General features: G+C 50.5%; 13 protein-coding genes and 1 tRNA gene. 4 read left to right on the top strand and 10 right to left on the bottom strand.

Annotation, left to right across the window (positions count from 1 at the left end; translation table 11 throughout):
* Positions 1 to 125 precede the first annotated feature (125 nt).
* The 5 genes from OCA8868_RS15575 to OCA8868_RS15555 all read right to left on the bottom strand — a co-directional run bounded on the left by OCA8868_RS15575 (position 126) and on the right by OCA8868_RS15555 (position 10527).
* On the bottom strand, positions 126 to 7499 hold the full coding sequence (locus OCA8868_RS15575) for an Ig-like domain-containing protein (RefSeq protein ID WP_093997513.1): 7374 nt from the start codon (positions 7497 to 7499) through the stop codon (positions 126 to 128).
* Positions 7496 to 8041, bottom strand: coding sequence for a hypothetical protein (locus tag OCA8868_RS15570; RefSeq protein WP_093997512.1), 546 nt, complete (start codon positions 8039 to 8041; stop codon positions 7496 to 7498). Before OCA8868_RS15570 ends, OCA8868_RS15575 begins: the two co-directional genes overlap by 4 nt.
* Before the next feature lie 57 nt (positions 8042 to 8098).
* On the bottom strand, positions 8099 to 8980 hold the full coding sequence (locus OCA8868_RS15565; RefSeq protein ID WP_143849665.1) for a hypothetical protein: 882 nt from the start codon (positions 8978 to 8980) through the stop codon (positions 8099 to 8101).
* Positions 8981 to 9495: 515 nt separating this feature from the next.
* A complete protein-coding gene (locus OCA8868_RS15560) occupies positions 9496 to 10236 on the bottom strand; it encodes a hypothetical protein (RefSeq protein ID WP_093997510.1) in 741 nt (246 codons plus the stop codon).
* Complete coding sequence (locus tag OCA8868_RS15555) at positions 10237 to 10527, bottom strand: hypothetical protein (protein ID WP_143849663.1); 291 nt, start codon at positions 10525 to 10527, stop codon at positions 10237 to 10239.
* 257 nt (positions 10528 to 10784) lie between these two features.
* On the opposite strand from OCA8868_RS15555, the gene OCA8868_RS15550 reads away from it, so the two are divergent.
* Entirely contained in the window at positions 10785 to 11321 is a 537-nt protein-coding gene (locus OCA8868_RS15550; protein ID WP_093997508.1) for a recombinase family protein, read from the top strand.
* Here OCA8868_RS15550 and OCA8868_RS15545 read toward each other — a convergent pair whose 3' ends face one another.
* Both OCA8868_RS15545 and OCA8868_RS15540 read right to left on the bottom strand, forming a co-directional pair.
* Positions 11322 to 11633: a hypothetical protein gene (locus OCA8868_RS15545; RefSeq protein ID WP_093997507.1), complete on the bottom strand. Its 312-nt coding sequence runs from the start codon at positions 11631 to 11633 to the stop codon at positions 11322 to 11324.
* Positions 11620 to 11871 (bottom strand): antirestriction protein ArdA, encoded by a 252-nt coding sequence (locus OCA8868_RS15540; protein WP_093997506.1) that lies wholly within the window; start codon positions 11869 to 11871, stop codon positions 11620 to 11622. Before OCA8868_RS15540 ends, OCA8868_RS15545 begins: the two co-directional genes overlap by 14 nt.
* A gap of 779 nt (positions 11872 to 12650) precedes the next feature.
* Between OCA8868_RS15540 and OCA8868_RS15535 the strand changes: the two genes are divergently transcribed.
* The 3 genes from OCA8868_RS15535 to OCA8868_RS15525 all read left to right on the top strand — a co-directional run bounded on the left by OCA8868_RS15535 (position 12651) and on the right by OCA8868_RS15525 (position 14560).
* Positions 12651 to 12860: a helix-turn-helix domain-containing protein gene (locus OCA8868_RS15535; RefSeq protein WP_093997505.1), complete on the top strand. Its 210-nt coding sequence runs from the start codon at positions 12651 to 12653 to the stop codon at positions 12858 to 12860.
* A 6-nt stretch (positions 12861 to 12866) separates the two neighbouring features.
* Entirely contained in the window at positions 12867 to 13292 is a 426-nt protein-coding gene (locus tag OCA8868_RS15530) for a hypothetical protein (RefSeq protein WP_093997504.1), read from the top strand.
* A 236-nt stretch (positions 13293 to 13528) separates the two neighbouring features.
* A complete protein-coding gene (locus OCA8868_RS15525; RefSeq protein ID WP_093997503.1) occupies positions 13529 to 14560 on the top strand; it encodes a tyrosine-type recombinase/integrase in 1032 nt (343 codons plus the stop codon).
* Between the two features lie 103 nt (positions 14561 to 14663).
* Here OCA8868_RS15525 and OCA8868_RS15520 read toward each other — a convergent pair.
* From OCA8868_RS15520 to OCA8868_RS15505, 3 genes are all read right to left on the bottom strand, one after another.
* Positions 14664 to 14753 (bottom strand) — tRNA-Ser (locus OCA8868_RS15520).
* An 824-nt stretch (positions 14754 to 15577) separates the two neighbouring features.
* Complete coding sequence (locus tag OCA8868_RS15510; protein ID WP_093997501.1) at positions 15578 to 15937, bottom strand: STAS-like domain-containing protein; 360 nt, start codon at positions 15935 to 15937, stop codon at positions 15578 to 15580.
* 3 nt (positions 15938 to 15940) lie between these two features.
* Positions 15941 to 17143, bottom strand: a complete 1203-nt coding sequence (locus tag OCA8868_RS15505; RefSeq protein WP_143849661.1) for a hypothetical protein — start codon at positions 17141 to 17143, stop codon at positions 15941 to 15943.
* Between the last annotated feature and the right edge of the window lie 54 nt (positions 17144 to 17197).

Below are 17197 nucleotides of genomic sequence, written 5' to 3'. Positions count from 1 at the left end.
AACAGCGCAAACCGCTAAGGCGGTCTCAATATTTCAACATATCTCACCATCGGGGCTGCATTTTGAGAACGCTCGGGAGTTCGTGGCGTATGTGACCCAACAAGTGCCAGGTCACACGTTAATACTTAGACGAACGCGAAATCACTGTCAGTCAGATCGCTGACAGCTATAATACCATCCAGCGTGATGCTATCTACCCCATTACTCACAACCACTTTGCCACTGCTGTCATCCAATGAGAGGTCTGCGAGCGAGGTCGCACCCCATCCGCTGACGTCGAGAAGATCGCCTTCGCTAGCAGAGAAGTCCTTTACAGCGTTGGTTTTGCTTCCTGTTGCAAACACAAACGTATCAGCGCCGTCGCCACCGATCATGATATTGTGGCGGGCTCCTGCGACAATCGTATCATCACCATCGCCGCCGATCAATTTGTTAACCAGACTATCACCGATCAGGGTGTCATCATGAGACGACCCGACAATCTTTTCGATGTTGATGTAGGTGTCACCTGCGGCGATGCCTGTGTTACTGGCACCTGTACCATCGGTCAGATCAACCGTAACGCCCTGTGTTGCACCGCTGAAATCCACACCGTCATGATTGCTCGCGCCGCCATCGTAGTGATCAGCCCCCGCACCGGCATAGAACGTTTCAGTACCGTCGCCGCCAAAGACCATGTCGTCGCCAGCACCATCGTAGATCTTGTCGTTGCCAACGCCTGCATCAATCGTATCGCCATTGTCGGTGATGACATCACCTTCAGGATCGCCTGCGAAGTTTCCATCAATGATGTCATTGCCAGACGTGCCGGTGATTGTGCCATTCCCAGTCGGGCCGCTACCACCACCGGTTGCGAACACAAAGTCACTCGCTCCGAATGAATCGACATGTGTCTGATCGAGGCCATCCAATTGGATTCTCTCAGACAGATCACTCTTTAACTGAACCTCCAAGCGGCCACTATTCTCATAGATATTCAAGTCATCCAAACTCGTCGCGCCCCAAGCGGAGACATCGATGGTATCGACCCCAAGCTCAAAGTCATAAATCCGGTCATTGCCGCCATCAGCCCCAAACACAAACGTATCAGCGCCGTTGCCGCCACGAAGGTAGTTCGAGCCAGCAGCGTCCATTATGATGTCATTGCCGTCGCCGCCGTAAAGGTGGCGAACAATACCATCCCCGATGAGCACATCGTCGAAGTCAGAGCCAATGATGCGTTCGATCCCGACATAGCTGTCGCCTGTCGCGATACCTGTGCTGTTGCTGGTGTCAGTGAGATCAACCGTTAAGCCGACCGTGGATGTGGTGAAGTGGACGACGTCTTGATTGCTAGCACCACCGTCGTAATGGTCAGCCCCATCGCCCGCAAAGAAATCATCTTTGCCGTCGCCGCCAAAGACCGTGTCATCACCCGCACCATCGTAGATGTCGTCATTGCCATCGCCCGCATTGATCACTTGACCATCGTCAGTTACCGCGTCGCCCTCCGGATCACCGGAGAACGTTCCATCAATGAGGTCGTCGCCAGAAGTACCCGTGATCGTGCCATCGCCCGTTGAACCGGTGTCCTGTGCGAACACAAAGTCGGCATCGGTGAGATCAGCCACCGAAATGATGCCGTCCAACCTAAAGCTATCTGATCCGAAGCTCACGTAGACCTTGCCGCTGCTGTCATCCAGTGTGAGGTCAGCAAGGGAAGTCGCACCCCAACCGCTCACATCCAAGATATCCTCGCCGACACTGAAGTCCTTAACGACGTCTTCATTGCTTCCCACACCAAACACAAAAGTATCAGCGCCTGCGTTTCCTGCTAAGATGTTCTTAAGCGTTCCAGAAGTGATCACATCGTTGCCAGCACCACCATACAATTTAAAGATCGAAGCATCGCCAACAATAATATCGTCAAGCGACGAACCGGTGATCTCTTCGACGTTGGTGTATGTGTCTCCAGCTGCGATGCCGGAATTGTTGGACCCATCCGTTAAATCAACGGTCACCCCTTGCGATGCTAAGCTGTAATTTACAGCGTCATTGTTCGCCGCACCGCCATCATATTGATCGGCCCCAGCCCCGGCAAAGAACGTATCACGGCCATCACCACCAAAGACAACGTCGTCTCCTGCACCGTCGTAGATCTTGTCGGCACCAGCGCCTGCGTTGATCGTGTCGCCGTTGTCCGTAATGACATCACCCTCAGGATCATCCGCGAACGTTCCGTCGATAATGTCGTTGCCAACAGTGCCCGTGATCGTACCATCACCGGTTGGGCCAGTACTTGCAGTTTGCCAAGACGTAAGATCGATGCCGTTCAAAGTCAGGCTGTCTTGTGCACCAAAGTTGAGGACAGTGTCCGAGCCAATTTGAGTTGCTGTAACGCCCGTCGCGCCAACGGAAGGATCAAAATTCGCACCGTTGATTTCGATAGCGTCTTCGGCAATATCAAAATCTGTAATAATATCGTGGCCGCTTCCAGTAGCGACACGTACAAGATTATTGCCATTACCCAACGTATAAGTGTCGGCCCCACCTAACCCTTCAAAGGTATTGTCAGCGCCATCTCCTATCAGAATATTGTCGCCATTTGTTCCGATGATATTTTCGATCCCGGAAAACTGGTTGCTTTCTGCGCCAATTTCAAACTGGCCGCTTGTAAGGTCGACATTCAGCATCTGGTTGGACCCGGATAGATCAAGAGTGTCGCTTCCGTCCCCTCCATGGAATTCATTGGCCCCACCAAAGAGGGTATTCACGTTGAAACGGTCATCCCCATCGCCGCCGAAAAGCTGATCGCCACCTTCGCTCTGGTCGTAAAGAAGATCGTCTCCTGCGTCTCCATAAAGCGTGCTTGATCCACTACCTGTATAGAGGCTGTCATCGCCTCCACGACCGTGGATCAGATCATCGCCTGAGTTGCCCGCGAGAACGTTGTCGAATTCGTCACCTAGAAGCGTGTCATCCTGCCCGGTCCCCAAGACCGACTCAATTGAAACCAAAGTTTCTAACGGATAGATGGAACTCCAGCTTATCCAGCCAGCAGCGAGATCCACGGTCACTCCGCCTGAAAGGCCCGCGACATCGTCGTTGTAAAGTACGACTTGATCAAAGCCAGCCCCACCGTCGAAGCTATCTTGGCCGCTGCCACCAAAGAAAACATCATCGCCGTCGCCACCCAACAAAGTGTCGTCACCATCTCGACCCAGCAGACTGTCGTTTCCAGATCCGCCGTTTAGCGTGTCATCTCCATCGTTGCTGAACAATTGGTCATCGCCTTCCCCACCATACAGCAAATTCTCTCCTCCACCGAAGGCCGTGAGAAAATCGCCGCCAGCTCCGCCAATTGCAATATTGTCGCCGCCTGTGAAACTCAGTCGATCAACACCATCTTGGCCGATAACCACATCGTTTCCTTCGCCAGATCGAACGGTGTCGTTGCCTGCACCTGCTTGGATAACATCGTCGCCATCAGTGCCATTGATGAGTTCATCAGCGCTCGTTCCCACGGTCCGATTTGCAGCCGCATATTGCCAAGTATCCAGCGCCACGTCGCTCAAGATCACCGCATCATCACCACCATAGGTGATGAAAGTTTCACCATTAATTTCCTCAACAGAAAATCCGACCGGCACATCGTTCGGATCAATGTATTGTTCGTCGATGATGAGTACTGCTATAGAAACATCAAAATTCCCGATCCGCAGAGCTTCAGCGGCATCGGGATTGGTCTCGGTTATGAACACGTTGCGGTCCAAATGGATGTTGTTAGTTTCAGTATCCACACCGTCGATCACGAGCGTAGACGTTGCTTCACGCACAACATTTGTAGAATCCGTCGCAGTGTATGTCAGCACAGTGAAGACAGATTCGTTGGCATCCAGCCAAGCGTAAGCGCCACCCTGATCAAGGGTGAGGCTGCCGTCTGCTTCCACTGTGATAACCGCGCCGCTGGAAAGTCGAATATTCGCGCCGGGATCTGCCGCTACACCGTTAATTGTCTCCAACGTGATGGCATTTCCGTCAAACTCTAGGTCATTCGCCAAGAGGTCGAGTGTAACCGTCGCGCCTTCTTCGACACGAATGTAATCGTCGATCACAGCAAATTCCGTGATCAGACCTTGGGCGAGTTCCTGATAAGTCTTATTCGCATCTGAAAACTGAATGAATTCAATGTCATCGTAAATCGTGTAGCTGCCAGAACCACTCGCCTTGTTGATCTTCAACCCACCTTCGATGACCTCCAATGTGGAGTTGGTGAAGTCCCAGGTTACATGCGCGGTATCGACACCAGAACCGCCATAGAGGATCGCGTCGTCTCGGAAGTTGTAGGTCGCGCCGTATAGCTCGTCATCTCCCGCACCACCAATAAGCGTATCATCACCTCCGCCACCGTCGAGAATGTTATCTCCGGCGCCACCAATGATGAGATCATCTTCCCCGCCAGCTTTGATGCCCTCGACATCAATAAGACGAACGCTTTCACCTGTACCAACATACTCGGCTGTTCCAGCTCCCAGATCGACAATGATCGGACCGTTGAAGAAATGGACGGTATCCAACCCAGACCCACCATTCACAGTGTCATTGCCTGGCGTCCCTGGCGCGAAGATATTCGTGAAATTACTCAACTCAACGAGGTCATCGCCGTCTCCACCAAAAATGATATCGTTCCCACTTGACGACCGGATCGTATCGTTACCAGCGCCACCATACATCTCGACGTCAGAAACGAACAACACGTCGTCGTCATCTACGTATTCACTTGCAATGATCGTGTCGTCACCGTCCCCACCAACAAGTGTATCCTGTCCGCCAAGACCCCGAATTGTATCGTTACCCGCACGACCTACGATTAGGTTTGCACCGTCGTCTCCGTAGAGCCTGTCATCAAAGTCGCTGCCAGTAAGGTTTTCGAACCCTTCGAGGACATCGCCATCCGCATCACCAAAGGTATTTGTGATCGTCAACCGGTCCTCGTCCAGATAAACACCTACGCCTGAAGTTGCGGTATCGTAGCTGGCTGTATCGGTGCCTGAGCCCCCATAGAGAGTGTCTGCTCCGGCTCCACCGATGACGATGTCGCTTCCGCCGCCTGCGAACACTCGATCATTGCCGCCCCCCGCATTCACAATTTCCGATTCAGTGCTTGCATAGATATCATCGTCATCGTCGTCGCCATCAATAATTGTCTCTGCCTGCGCACGCTCAAACTCGAACGATCCGAGTGCTGCGAATGCATTGCTGCCGTTACCTGGATCATTGGAACCTGGATCATTGGAGCCGCCGCCGCCAGAACTGCCACCTCCAGTCGTTCCACCCGAACCTGCGCTTGACGCACCTACAGGTGGTTCTTCGTTCTCCGGCTCACCATGATCCGAATTGGTGAACGTATATTTATTTGTTGCCGGGTCCAACATCGACGTTGGCCAGTCAAGATATCCGTTTTCGAACTCGACCAAAAATGGGACAACCATTGATGCTTCGAAAGGAGACGTGTCCCCGACATAATATCCTTCAAACTGAAAGCCGGTGACCTGTTCGACTGTAATACTACTGCCTGTTGCATTAACGGTGATCTGGACAGAACCGACGGTGACATATTGATCGACTGTCAGAGCAAGATCGAAATCGTACCAGAAAAACGAGCCAAATTCGACGACTTGGGTTCCGATAAATGTCTTTTCATAGTCGTAAGTGACTGTAACATCGGCTCTGTTGATGCCTTCAAACCGGACCCGATCAACGCCTTTGCCGTCGCCCAAAATGAGGTCGTTTCCAAACGGATCATCAGCGGTTTCACTCAATACAATCGTAAGGTTGTCATCAAAAATAGACGTTCCCCGAACTTCTGGAGCGGTCATGTATATATCGTTTCCGGCCCCACCAGAGACAGTGTCGATACCCCCAGAATAATAGATGATGTCGGCGCCCGCACCACCATCAATGGAATCGTCACCTTCAGTATCATATGCGAGGACACGTCCCAGAAACTCTTGCGGAGCCTCACCGTCCTCTATGGGAGATGCTGAGCCATTGTCATAGATAAAATCTGCGCCATCACCGCCGAGGATCGTGTCGTTCCCAAGGCCACCATAAATGTCATCGTGACCAAGCCCGCCGTCTATGCTATCAGCCTCATCGCCCGCATAGATCTTGTTGCTGGTATCACTTCCTGTAATGGTGTCCGCGTATTTCGTCGCGATCACATCATCAAATTTGATCACATCTACTGCAAATCCGTTGGCTGCTATAGTTCCCGGATCGCCGCTCAACGCTCCCTGGAGCGCAATGGTTAGGTCGGATTCTAGGTTCGAACCATCAATAAGATCGCCCCTTTCCAAAGACAATCCAGAGTCAAAACCACCACTTCCCTCAATGTTAAGATCGAACATTTTTGGATCAAACTTGAGGGTGTCATCAAGCCGCGTTAAGGCAAGTTTTTCAAAGTTCCAAAAAAGGTCACGCCATTGCGAATTTTCACGGCTGTCCTCTGCATAAAAGACCGTTGGGCTATTAACCGTTGCTTCTTCCTCTACACCGACGATAATCCCATATGAAAGCGCTTCGTAGTTCAAGGTGTCAAAATCTACAGAGCGATCTTCGTTTTCGCCACCATCCAGTCTATCGTTTCCTTCAAACCCCAAAACAACGTCGTTGCCATCTTCTGCAAATGCGTAATCATCTCCGCGACCAGGGCTAATGATATCATTGCCTTTCCCAGCATAAATATAGTCGCTCCCGTCCCCAGACCTTATCGTATTGTCGACTGGGTCACCGTCGCGATCTCTATAAATAATCAGATCTCTAAGGTTAGTCGAATTGTTACTGGTGTTAATATTAAATCCGGGTCCGGTCGTAGTCGGATCGTCAGGAGGAGACCCTTTTGCCACATGAACGAGATCGACCTCATTGCCGAACGTCCAGTTAGACCTTTCTGTCAAATCCGAAAGTGGAGTAACACTTGAATAAGTGGTTCGGATTGATTCGTTGTCCGGGAACGCTTCAAGAATGATCGCGTTTTCTTTGTCGACAGTCGGCCCAGCATAGTTTGGGTCCGGTACGCTACCATCCAAAGGTTGAGTCGTGTCCGGTGTTCCTAGTGCTGCATGAGTGATCTCATGAGCAAGCAACCGCTCGATGGAAAGCTCTACTACGTCGCCATTTTGATCAACAAATCCAAACGAGAATTCTTCGCTGACGATTGCAATTCCGCGAATATCAATGCCGGGATACAGGTCACCCTCTGCTATGTCCGGCAATCTTGTATAGCCGATCCAAAGGGCGTTTTCTGGGCCAAAGTTTCCCAACAAATCTACAAATGTATCACTGGCCGTCAGCCTGTTTAGGCGAAAAATTTGCCTTTCTTGCCAGTCAATTAGCGATAAATCCATCGCATTCTGATCGATCTCCCATTCCGCGGGTGATGAGCCTTCATTTTGTGACCATTGATCTGCGTGAAAAAAGCGGATTGCTCCAATATCGATAAGTCCCTGAACACTCATTGGCGCTTTCCTCTTGTACAATTAAGAATAGTCATTTGATCATCACTGCCAGGCTGTTCATCAGGACATTCAACCAATGCCGGGTCGTGAATGTAGATGAGTTCTAAAAGCGACGTTGCACCATCTTCTATCGAACCCAGAAAAAAGCTGCAGTCACCATAAGAAACAGCGTCTTTCTCGGTTAGAATAACGCAAGTCGCCGGCAGGCCATCCACGACGGCGACAATATCGAGTGGAATTTCAATAACATTCCACTGCCAAAAGGACGCAACATGCGCCGTAAGCCCAACCGCATTATCGCGTCGCAGCTCTATCAGGCCCGATGGATGGACGATTGAGTGTTCGGCGAAGGCGCTCTGAAAACCCAACGGTCCTTGACCTTCGCCACCAATGGAGTCTGAGTGGGCGGCACCGGCATACGCGATAAAACATGTTACAAGCCGGATGCAGGTCACGTTCAGCTTCAATCTAAAATTGGGCAGAGCTAAATCCAGTATTTCTAGCAGTTTCCGCTGCATTTCTGTAAGTTGTAGCGTGGTCATGGTTTACTCCAAGTTATCCGAAAAGCTTAAAGCTGCTTCAAACATACGTTCACTGCATTAATGCTCGTTAAAGTTTTGAATTCGCACTATTGTAAACAGCTGCTCTAGTGTCGAAAGGATTTCAGGAACTGGGTCAAGAAGCCCATTTTTCAGATTGCATCGCGGCTCAGTACCCTCAGGACCGCAAACATACGAGTCCCCCAATCCGAGTCGCAACCAATTGATCGAAACATGAGCGGTCGCAGTATCGACAGATGATCCCAAGTTCACGGTACGGAAGTCGCATAACGTACCGCATACCGCTACGACGTGGCGATTATTCAATAGCGGCCTTTTTGACAGCAGTGTGAAACTTGGAATTACTAGTTTCGGGTGCATGCGCAAATCGAGCAGCCAGAAGTTTTGATCGAATGATGACTGCTCGCTAAAGGTCAATTCACCAATGGTCTGTGCTCCGGCAATATCAATAGAAGCGTGCTCCAAATATCTTTCCAGTCTATGACGGGTGCCACTGGGGTCACCACTCAACAAATACACGCGAGAGGACGGCATCCATCGCACATCAGGATCGTCGCCCAAAGCGGGGAAATCGTCCATCAGATCAAAGAACTCTAAAAGAGGTCCACAACAGTGTGAGAGCCTCAGCCGATCAGAATATCCAAACGAACGTGTCACGTCCCCATTTGAATTGATTTCCTCAAACCGTCCGTTCCGGACGCCGTAAGCCACTCTCCCTACTTTGTTAGCCAGCGTGTCATACAATGGAAAACTATAAAGTTCGGCTCCGATCGCCCAGGTTACATGACCGTCAGGAAATTGGCTGCAATCCTCAATTTCGCATAGCTCATTCCAAGTTGTCAGGTCTTTCAACCGTTCACTCATGGTCGTTGCAATATCTTGAGCAAATACCGACGTCGTTAGTGCAATATAGAACGACAATCCCTTCAATACGTGAGAGAGCAATAGCGACCTTGACCGTCTATTCTTTTGCAACGCGCTACCCCCAGTAAATCATACAAAACGTAGCGTCTACTCAACACTCACGTTATAGTTGTTCACGCAACTTGGAGTAACTAACATCTGGGTTCAAGCCTATTTCGATCTTTTTGCCCTTTGACGTTTTGATGCGCGACAGTGGTTATTCTAGTAGACCTTGAGCCCGAGTGCTGACCACGTTCACTATCGCCTAGAAATGGGCGAAAACGTGTCACACTAGACTGTGTGCTCATCTCGGGATTCAATAAATGGCTCAATTCCGTTGAAACCGAACACGTTAACAATCGGCAAAGTACGGGCATGGTGCTGATGCATCTAGCATTGAGCATTGAGCATTGAGCAACCAATCGACACCTGTTTGAGCCGCTAACACCTTACATGGCGCTTCAGACAATGCGTGTACATTGCGACCCTAAACGTTGAATGCACGCGATATACGTTGAAGACTGAATCCCCTTCTAAAATGGTGAGGGGGGCAAAATTGAGTTTTCGGCGATCAAGTTTGGAATTGGTTCCAAGGCTGTTGGCGCATTAAATTGTGACGTGGAGCCCGGCGTTGGCGCGTGTGCTTCAATACCCGCATAGCTACGGACTGCATCTGGCATCGCGTCCAGTAGGTCGGCATCCAGTGCTTCAAGATCAGCTTCAGAAATCTCGCCTTCTGCGATCTGATCGCGCGCGGCATCTAGTTGTTCTTGATAATCGAGAATTTCGGTGCGCTGGGTTTCCAATGCTCTTTGCTGTTCAATATCTGAGCTAAACATTTCCCAGGTTGGCAAAGATGAATCAATCATCTGTGGGTCGAGTTCCGTGGCACCAACCTCCGTGCCATGCTCGTCAAAGACCTGTTGGCCATCTTCGGTTCTGAACACACGACGTCCATCTTCCATGACATAAGCCTGATTTAACATCGCCTCGATCCGTGCATTTACCACGTCTAGCAATTCTTGGTTTTCCATGAGGGCGGTAACGGTGGCTTCATCGTAACTGTCGAGTTTAACCTCGAGGGCTGCAAGTTGCGCCTGTGTCGCCATGATAACTTCGGCGGCCAATGCCGCCAGGTCATCTTCCAATCGATCTTGAACTTTCTCGCGGCGCTCTGTGTCCTGACGCGCTTTGATGAACCAGCGCTGTTGGCGGGCCCATTCTGAATGGGTCCCACGATCTTTGCTCTCAAAATGTTCAGCTAGTTGAACCACTTACTCTCCACATTCTCGTTTAATCAAAACATACAATAAAGGCTCTACCTGCCTGTCTGGATGTCGCGCAAACCACGTTGCAATTTGGGGCCAGCTGTCTGTCTCTGCATCATGATACCAATCGTAGATACACGACATACCGGCCTGATCTGGCTGTTCCCGCAAGTACCGCGAGTAAGCCAATCCCCCGACGACGCCAGCGATGTAACTGTACCGCTGATCCGTTGTCATATTGTTCAACACATCATCGGCAGTCAGCGCCTGCGCTGCACCCGTGGATGACACAATCATCCCACCTGCCAGTATCATCGCAGATATTGATGAAGATTTGGTTAATTTCGCCTGTTTCACGCACCGCATAAACGATCATTTACGTGATATTTGAATGTCTTACCTCAAATCTGGTAGAATAGTAATACAAGGAAGGAAAACGGGGCGTTTGGCGGCTTTGCGACAGTAAACCCACCCTCCCCAGACCTTAACACAGGAAGGATCGTTTGTGTTGAGCGGTTATCAGCTCAACCTTTCCCGTTAAGGCATTGAAATACATGAGGATAGGCTACCTACGCGTCAGTACAGAAGATCAAAACATTGCGCGCCAAGCCGATGCGCTTAGGCCTATTTGTGACGAACTACATGTAGAAACCCTGTCCGCTGTCGCAAAATCACGCCCCATCTTTGAAAAGGTCGTGGCCGGTTTGACGGCTGGCGACACGCTCGTCGTTTGGGATTTGGATCGCGCGTTCCGCAACACAAAAGACGCGTTGATACATGCGGATCACTTGAAAGAGCGCGGGGTGAATTTCCAGATCGTCAGCCTTGGTGTTGATACGGCCACGGCAGATGGGCGGTTGGCGTTTACGGTTGTCGCGGCTGTGGCCGAGCATGAGCGCAACAAGCTTTCTGAACGGACCAAACAAGGGTTGGCAGTCGCCAAGCGAAACGGTGTGCGTCTTGGTCCACCGCCGAAGATGACAGATCGCAAGATACGTAATGCGATGCTGCGTCTCATGTCCACCAGCCTGAAAGATGTGGCAAAATACTACCATGTTCAAGAAATCCAAAAACTCTTCGAGGCCGAATAGTCAAAACAGGCTGAGTTGTCGCGACTCAAATTCCGCCTTTTTCCATTCTGTCGATTCCGCGTCATGATCCAGCCAAGCAATGACAAATTCCACAGGTGTTCCGATTTCTGCAAGCTGGTCGCGGTCGATGAAATGCGACTTATACCCAGTTTCGGTGATCGGCAGCGGCAAGCGCTCAAAGCTGATGACTTCGATATGTTCGATGCCGCAGGACGTTGACCAGTCAGGGCAATGGCGAACATTCAAAGCAATGCCCCGCCACGTTATCAAAGACTCAACATATCTGTCATCTCTGGGTTTAACGGCTGGCATAAGCGAACCGTTCCCCTGCGATAGTGATTTCAGAAAACTCGACCGCCAGATCGAGCGCGATGGCGTCATGATCAATGTAGAATCGTAGCCGCTCTGGAATGTCCCCAAACAGAGCTTCATCGACAAACTGCTCGGCAAGATCGCGCAAGCTTTCAACCTGATAAATATCGACTTCGAAATCGTCAGGCTTAGTGCTTGGCTCAAAAGTGTAACCACACTCGCCAACGGCAATTATCACACGCTGTTTCGTCCATCATTTGCGATGAATGCGACCAGTCCCATGATGCAAAGATTGCTTATGAGGGTTCGCAATATGGATATTACTGCCCTGATCTTGGCTTCATTTCGAAACCACGTTTCGAACTTATTGCAACGCAACCGAACCTAAGTGCATCCGTTGCGCAGATTGCAGACGCTCTAGCTTGTAAGAGACGCAAATCATCGCCCATAGACAAGGATACATGGCGCATTGGGGCCGTTGATAGCCCTGCAGGCGACGTTGTTCTGTACCTGCACCCAACCCTGCAAGACGCGCAGGATATAAGAGACCTGCGAACAGCTTTTGCAAGCGAAGTGAAATCCCCCTTTGGTGTGATCCTGACGTCCAAGGGCACATTATCTTTGCCCCCCTACGCTACTGCTCAACTGCAGGATGTCCTAAGCCTTGACCCTATTACCGGAAAACTCATCGTGATTGGTGATCTTCGATCAATTGCGGGCGTTCCAGAGCAACGCACTGGCGGGCGGCCCAATGACTACGAGACAGCGTTAAACGATCTTATAGCACTTAGGGCCAGCCAAGGTCGTGCTGTGCAGGGCCGCAACGAAGAAGCAAAGGCATTACGTGCGGAGTTTATGGCCAAATTTCCTAATGCAAAATGCCCGTCATTACCGACGGTTAAGCGATACGTTACCAAAACAAGAAGTGGATCATAACCGGATCATAACTCACGATCTGTTTTGATCCACCTTACGTCCGCCAAGGTTCATCCATCGTCAAATGATGGAGTATGAACGATGACACATTCGAAACAATCCGGCCACGCGACACCCCCTATCGCGGTATCACCCGACGAAGCTGCACGGCTTGCAGGTATTGGGCGGACAAGCCTTTACGCCGCCTTGGCCAAAGGTGATCTGAAAAGCATAAAGATCGGTTCGCGCCGTTTGATCAAGATCGAGGCCATCCACGAGTGGCTGGCGTCCTACCAAACAGGCACGGAGTAAAACGCCGTGCCCAAGCAAGCCCGTCTGAGCGGGATCAAGTCTTTTCGGTGTTACACAAAAGCGGAGGCGGCGGCACTTGTCGGCGTTTCCATCCGCACAATCGGGAACTGGACACGGGATGGTTTGCCTCTGTTGGACGCGACTTACCCGCCCCTCATTCGCGGCGATGACCTGCGTAATCACATCACCGCCCAGCGCGAAGGCCGGAAGGTCAAAACAGGCCTGTGCGAGTTCTATTGTCTGCGCTGCAGAAAGGGTCGCGCGCCTGCCGCCGAAATGGCGGACTGTAAAATTGAAGGCAATAAAGCCATGCTCATGGCCCTTTGCAACGTCTGCGAAGGTATCGTTTGTAAGCCCATATCTCTAGCCCGCCTTCCCGAAGTTCGCTCAAGACTCGACCTCACAATAAAGCGGGTGGAAGCGACATTATAATGGTGGACATAAGCCCCCCTGTATTTCCCATTGGGCCACTACCCCGTGTTGCGGTCAAAATTCGCCCGCCCCGCACAGTTTTGAACTTTCTATTGAGAACCCCAACCCAAGTGCGGGTGATGCAGGAATGGCGGATGTTCTCTGATTACCAAAAACTAGGAATTGTAATGCCGGATACCGTGCTGGCCCACCAAAATTCCCCATCCCAAAATTGCCCCCAAGCTTAGGAGCCTATCATGAGCAAACGACCCAATGAGAAGAACGAACGCCTGAAACGCCGCTTTCTGGAATATCGCAAGTTCGCGCGCCAGCTTTCGGAAAAAACGCTAGATCGGGAGATCGCAGCCCTTGAACGCTTTGACGTCTGGAACGGGCGCAAGGACTTTGCCCGTTTTCATATTGAGCAGGCTATGGGGTTCCGTACCCACTTGGAGCAAAGCAAGACAAAGGCCGGACAGCCCTTGGGCAAATCGACAATGCGGTCTTTATTGGCCACCTTGCGGGAATTTGTGCTGTGGCTTTCTCAGCAAGATGGGTTTCGAAGCCGTATCAAAGCAGCGGATGCGGATTACTTCAATCTATCCCGACGCGATGAAGCAGAAGCCCGCGCGGCCCCGCCCCGCCCAGCACCCAGTATGAACCAAGCCAAACGCGCTCTTGCGCTTATGCCCAGCGCGACACCGCACCAAAAGCGCGACAAGGCAGTCTTTGCCCTGCTTTGCCTGACAGGCGTTCGTGTTGCCGCGTTAGTGTCGCTCAAGATCAAACACGTTGATTTGCAGGAACAATCTGTCACCCAAAACCCACGCGAGGTCGACACCAAATTTGGCAGGCCAATTGATACCTTCTTTGCCAAAGGATTTGAGGATGCAGAAACCGCCCTTGCGGACTGGATGACCTATTGCGACGAAGTGGCGCTTTACGGTCCAGATGATCCTTTGTTCTCAGCAACCGCGATAGCTGCAAAGTCAAATTCAGGTTTTGCAGCAAACGGATTCACGCGCCAACATTGGAAAACCACCGAACCCGTGCGCAAGATTGTTCGTACAGCGTATGAGGCTGCAGGCGTTCCCAACTACGGCCCCCACGCCTTTCGCCATATGCTGGCGCGCCATGCGGCCAAAAACGCGACGTCTGTGGCTGAACTGGTGGCCGCTTCACAGAACCTTGGCCACACAGATGTTTTGACGACGTTGCGCAGCTACGGCCAAATCAGCCGCGAGGATCAACGTAAGCTGGTTACTGGCAAAACGTCTGATGAAGACTGAAACAGGGCAATTTAAGCGACAATGTGATGTGGGAACAAGTGTGGGAACGACTTGCGGTAATTGTAAAATTTACCAATAAAATCAATAAGTTAATGAGGCGCGGTGGCGGAGACGAAGGGATTCGAACCCTCGAGACGGGTTACCGCCTACTCCCTTAGCAGGGGAGCGCCTTCGACCACTCGGCCACGTCTCCGCTGGCGGTTCTATGAGCTAACCATCGGAGAAACAAGCATTTTAAACTGCTAATTTTGCAAAACACGCAACCTTTTGTTTTCATTGGTTTTCGTTGGTTTTCATCGGAGGCCTTGGCTTTTTGGCAGAAAATAAGCTGTTTTGCGACTTTCTGAATTGTGGATTGGCACGAAATTGACACAAGGATCCGGCCACTTCGCAGAATTTGCAAAAGGATTCATATTCTTATGTAAATGAGGGCGCTCCCTTTCCAAGGGAGCGCCCTCAAAATTTGAGAAAAAGGAGCAGGAACATTGAACTGCTAATAGCACTAAGAATGTTGCTTACGAGGAGCTTTCCTGCTCAAAAACATCGATCGGTAAATCGCGCGTAAGCTATATTGCTCTCGACGCGCTGTCCGCAGGTTTTGAATAATATCCCAAGCAATATGTTGAGAGTCCACTGCAGTAGCCTCCGACAAGTCACGGTTCAGGCTGTCAAAATCTCCTCCTAGGCCTACCTTGAGCAGTTTCAACTGATGCATTTGGTATTGGCGAAAACGCTCAGTGCCCAGCGTCAACTCAGCTACGCCGTAAAATGACGGAATCGAGGTGTATAGCGCCCTTACCTTTGCTATCTCACTCTTATGTTCACTCACATCCGTGTCTGCGAATGACGTTGTCCAATGAATGCGGAGGGCGTCCGCGAGCCGTTCCATATCCGCAATGTGGTCACTAATTAAGTTGGCATTCTCTGCAACACGGAATCTATGCCATGATAACACCCAGCCAATTGCCGCTCCAACCAGAGCAATTATCAACCTATCAGACATTACCTACGTCAACTCTAGGCAGTTTGTGTCTTGGCATCTGCCAAATACTCTAGAATGGCGTCTCTATAGATCTGTAGATGCGGTTTAGCAGAACGAATACTCAAGATTTCTAAAGCTTCCGCAAACGGAAATGAGGGCAGACGGGACAACCCCCCGAATGCCTCTTCTAGAAAAGATGATCCAAAGGAACGACAGCCGTCTATGTCCACGACCACTTTTTGATTTTCGCCACGGTCCAGAGCTTTTAGCAGCACAGGAGCCAATAACTCATTTCGAAAACGCTCTCCGTTGTCAGGTCCATCGGCTTCGACACGCCCCGATGGGTGACGGGAGAATTGAGCAGCTATATCAATGGTCATTACATCTGTATCCATTTGCTATAATTCTATCTTCCATTCGACCAAAGTTCCGCCGATAGAACAGGGATAAGAACCGGAAGTTACTTTTCCGTTACTTGCCCGTGCGCACCATCCACCGCGACTTAGAACCATAAGTTCACCACCACCAAGAGTACCCAAAAGCTGGATCATCTGTGGAAACCCTTTACCCCGATAATCCAAATCTGTTCGCGACCCGCCGTAACGGAGTGCAGCCCTGATATAGGTGCCATCATCTTCATAGTCAAATTTGGGCGCCCGCCTCAGTACTCGTTCGAGGAACCGGGTTACGCGCTTCGTCCTGTCCAGAATTGGATAGGTAACAGGTATCGTGGCACCTTGATCGTACAACACAATCCGTAGTGTTTTCTCTGCTCGGTTCGCCTCTGCGGAAACCCAAAAACTGCTTAGGTGATTGTATGTGAAATCGACTTCGTTCCTATACGCATGTTGCGTTACATTTGCCATTACTTCGCTTACAATTGATAGCGTATGCGTAACCTTCTCGTCGATTGCACTTTCGTCATCAGAAACAAATGCACCGAGCTCCATTAGCGCATCATCGACTTGGCTCAGATTTGCGCTATTCACTGACCTCAAGATCCGCATCAATAGGAAGTCACCATCTTGGATTAGCAAGTTTTCATCGGGTTGGTGCCCCAAAATATTGAAAAAACCCATCTGGTTAAGTTTCGTAACAACAACCGGGTTCCATCTCCTCAAATTAATCGTCGGAGGCACTTCATTGAGAAAATGCTTCAACCTTTCATAATCAGCAGCGAGGACCACTGCAGACGCCATCGAAATCTTCTCGATTTTTGAGAAATCAAAATAGCCAGAAATCTTGGGTATTGAATTTGCGGTACGCCGATATACGAACCCACCCTTTTTCTTACTTATCGATCTACTGAAGCTCTTTCGAATTTTGTCAAAGAAACTAATGGTCTCAACTCTGTTCGTCTTGAAGCAAAGGTTTTCCGGTGCGGCCCGAGGTTGCTGCCTGCATACTGCGGTTTCCTCCACACCTCCCTGCCAAATGCTTACAATGCTGTTATGATAGTTTCCACGCCGCCTCTGCTCAACGGCACCATTCGGCATGCGTTCCTGAGGTTCAGATTGACCATTTTTTCGCGTCACTCTCTTTATCTGGTTTGTTGCTCGAAGCTCAAACCAGCGGCGACGTTTTAGTCCACACTTCTTCAAAACATACCCTCAAACTTGCAATTGCGGATACTGATATTTCAACATCCGCAGAGA

It is taken from the genome of Octadecabacter ascidiaceicola (genome assembly GCF_900185015.1).
In the GTDB taxonomy this organism is placed as follows: domain Bacteria; phylum Pseudomonadota; class Alphaproteobacteria; order Rhodobacterales; family Rhodobacteraceae; genus Octadecabacter; species Octadecabacter ascidiaceicola.
Note: the sequence above shows the minus strand (reverse complement) of the source record. Positions and strands in the feature narration are given on the sequence as shown.

Bases quoted from the DNA above. Each gene is read 5' to 3' on its own strand.
- OCA8868_RS15535 (WP_093997505.1), top strand. From the start codon at position 12,651: ATGACACATTCGAAACAATCCGGCCACGCGACACCCCCTATCGCGGTA.
- OCA8868_RS15525 (WP_093997503.1), top strand. From the start codon at position 13,529: ATGAGCAAACGACCCAATGAGAAGAACGAACGCCTGAAACGCCGCTTT.
- OCA8868_RS15550 (WP_093997508.1), top strand. From the start codon at position 10,785: ATGAGGATAGGCTACCTACGCGTCAGTACAGAAGATCAAAACATTGCG.
- OCA8868_RS15570 (WP_093997512.1), bottom strand. From the start codon at position 8,041: ATGACCACGCTACAACTTACAGAAATGCAGCGGAAACTGCTAGAAATA.
- OCA8868_RS15555 (WP_143849663.1), bottom strand. From the start codon at position 10,527: ATGATTGTGTCATCCACGGGTGCAGCGCAGGCGCTGACTGCCGATGAT.
- OCA8868_RS15575 (WP_093997513.1), bottom strand. From the start codon at position 7,499: ATGAGTGTTCAGGGACTTATCGATATTGGAGCAATCCGCTTTTTTCAC.
- OCA8868_RS15510 (WP_093997501.1), bottom strand. From the start codon at position 15,937: ATGGATACAGATGTAATGACCATTGATATAGCTGCTCAATTCTCCCGT.
- OCA8868_RS15545 (WP_093997507.1), bottom strand. From the start codon at position 11,633: ATGCCAGCCGTTAAACCCAGAGATGACAGATATGTTGAGTCTTTGATA.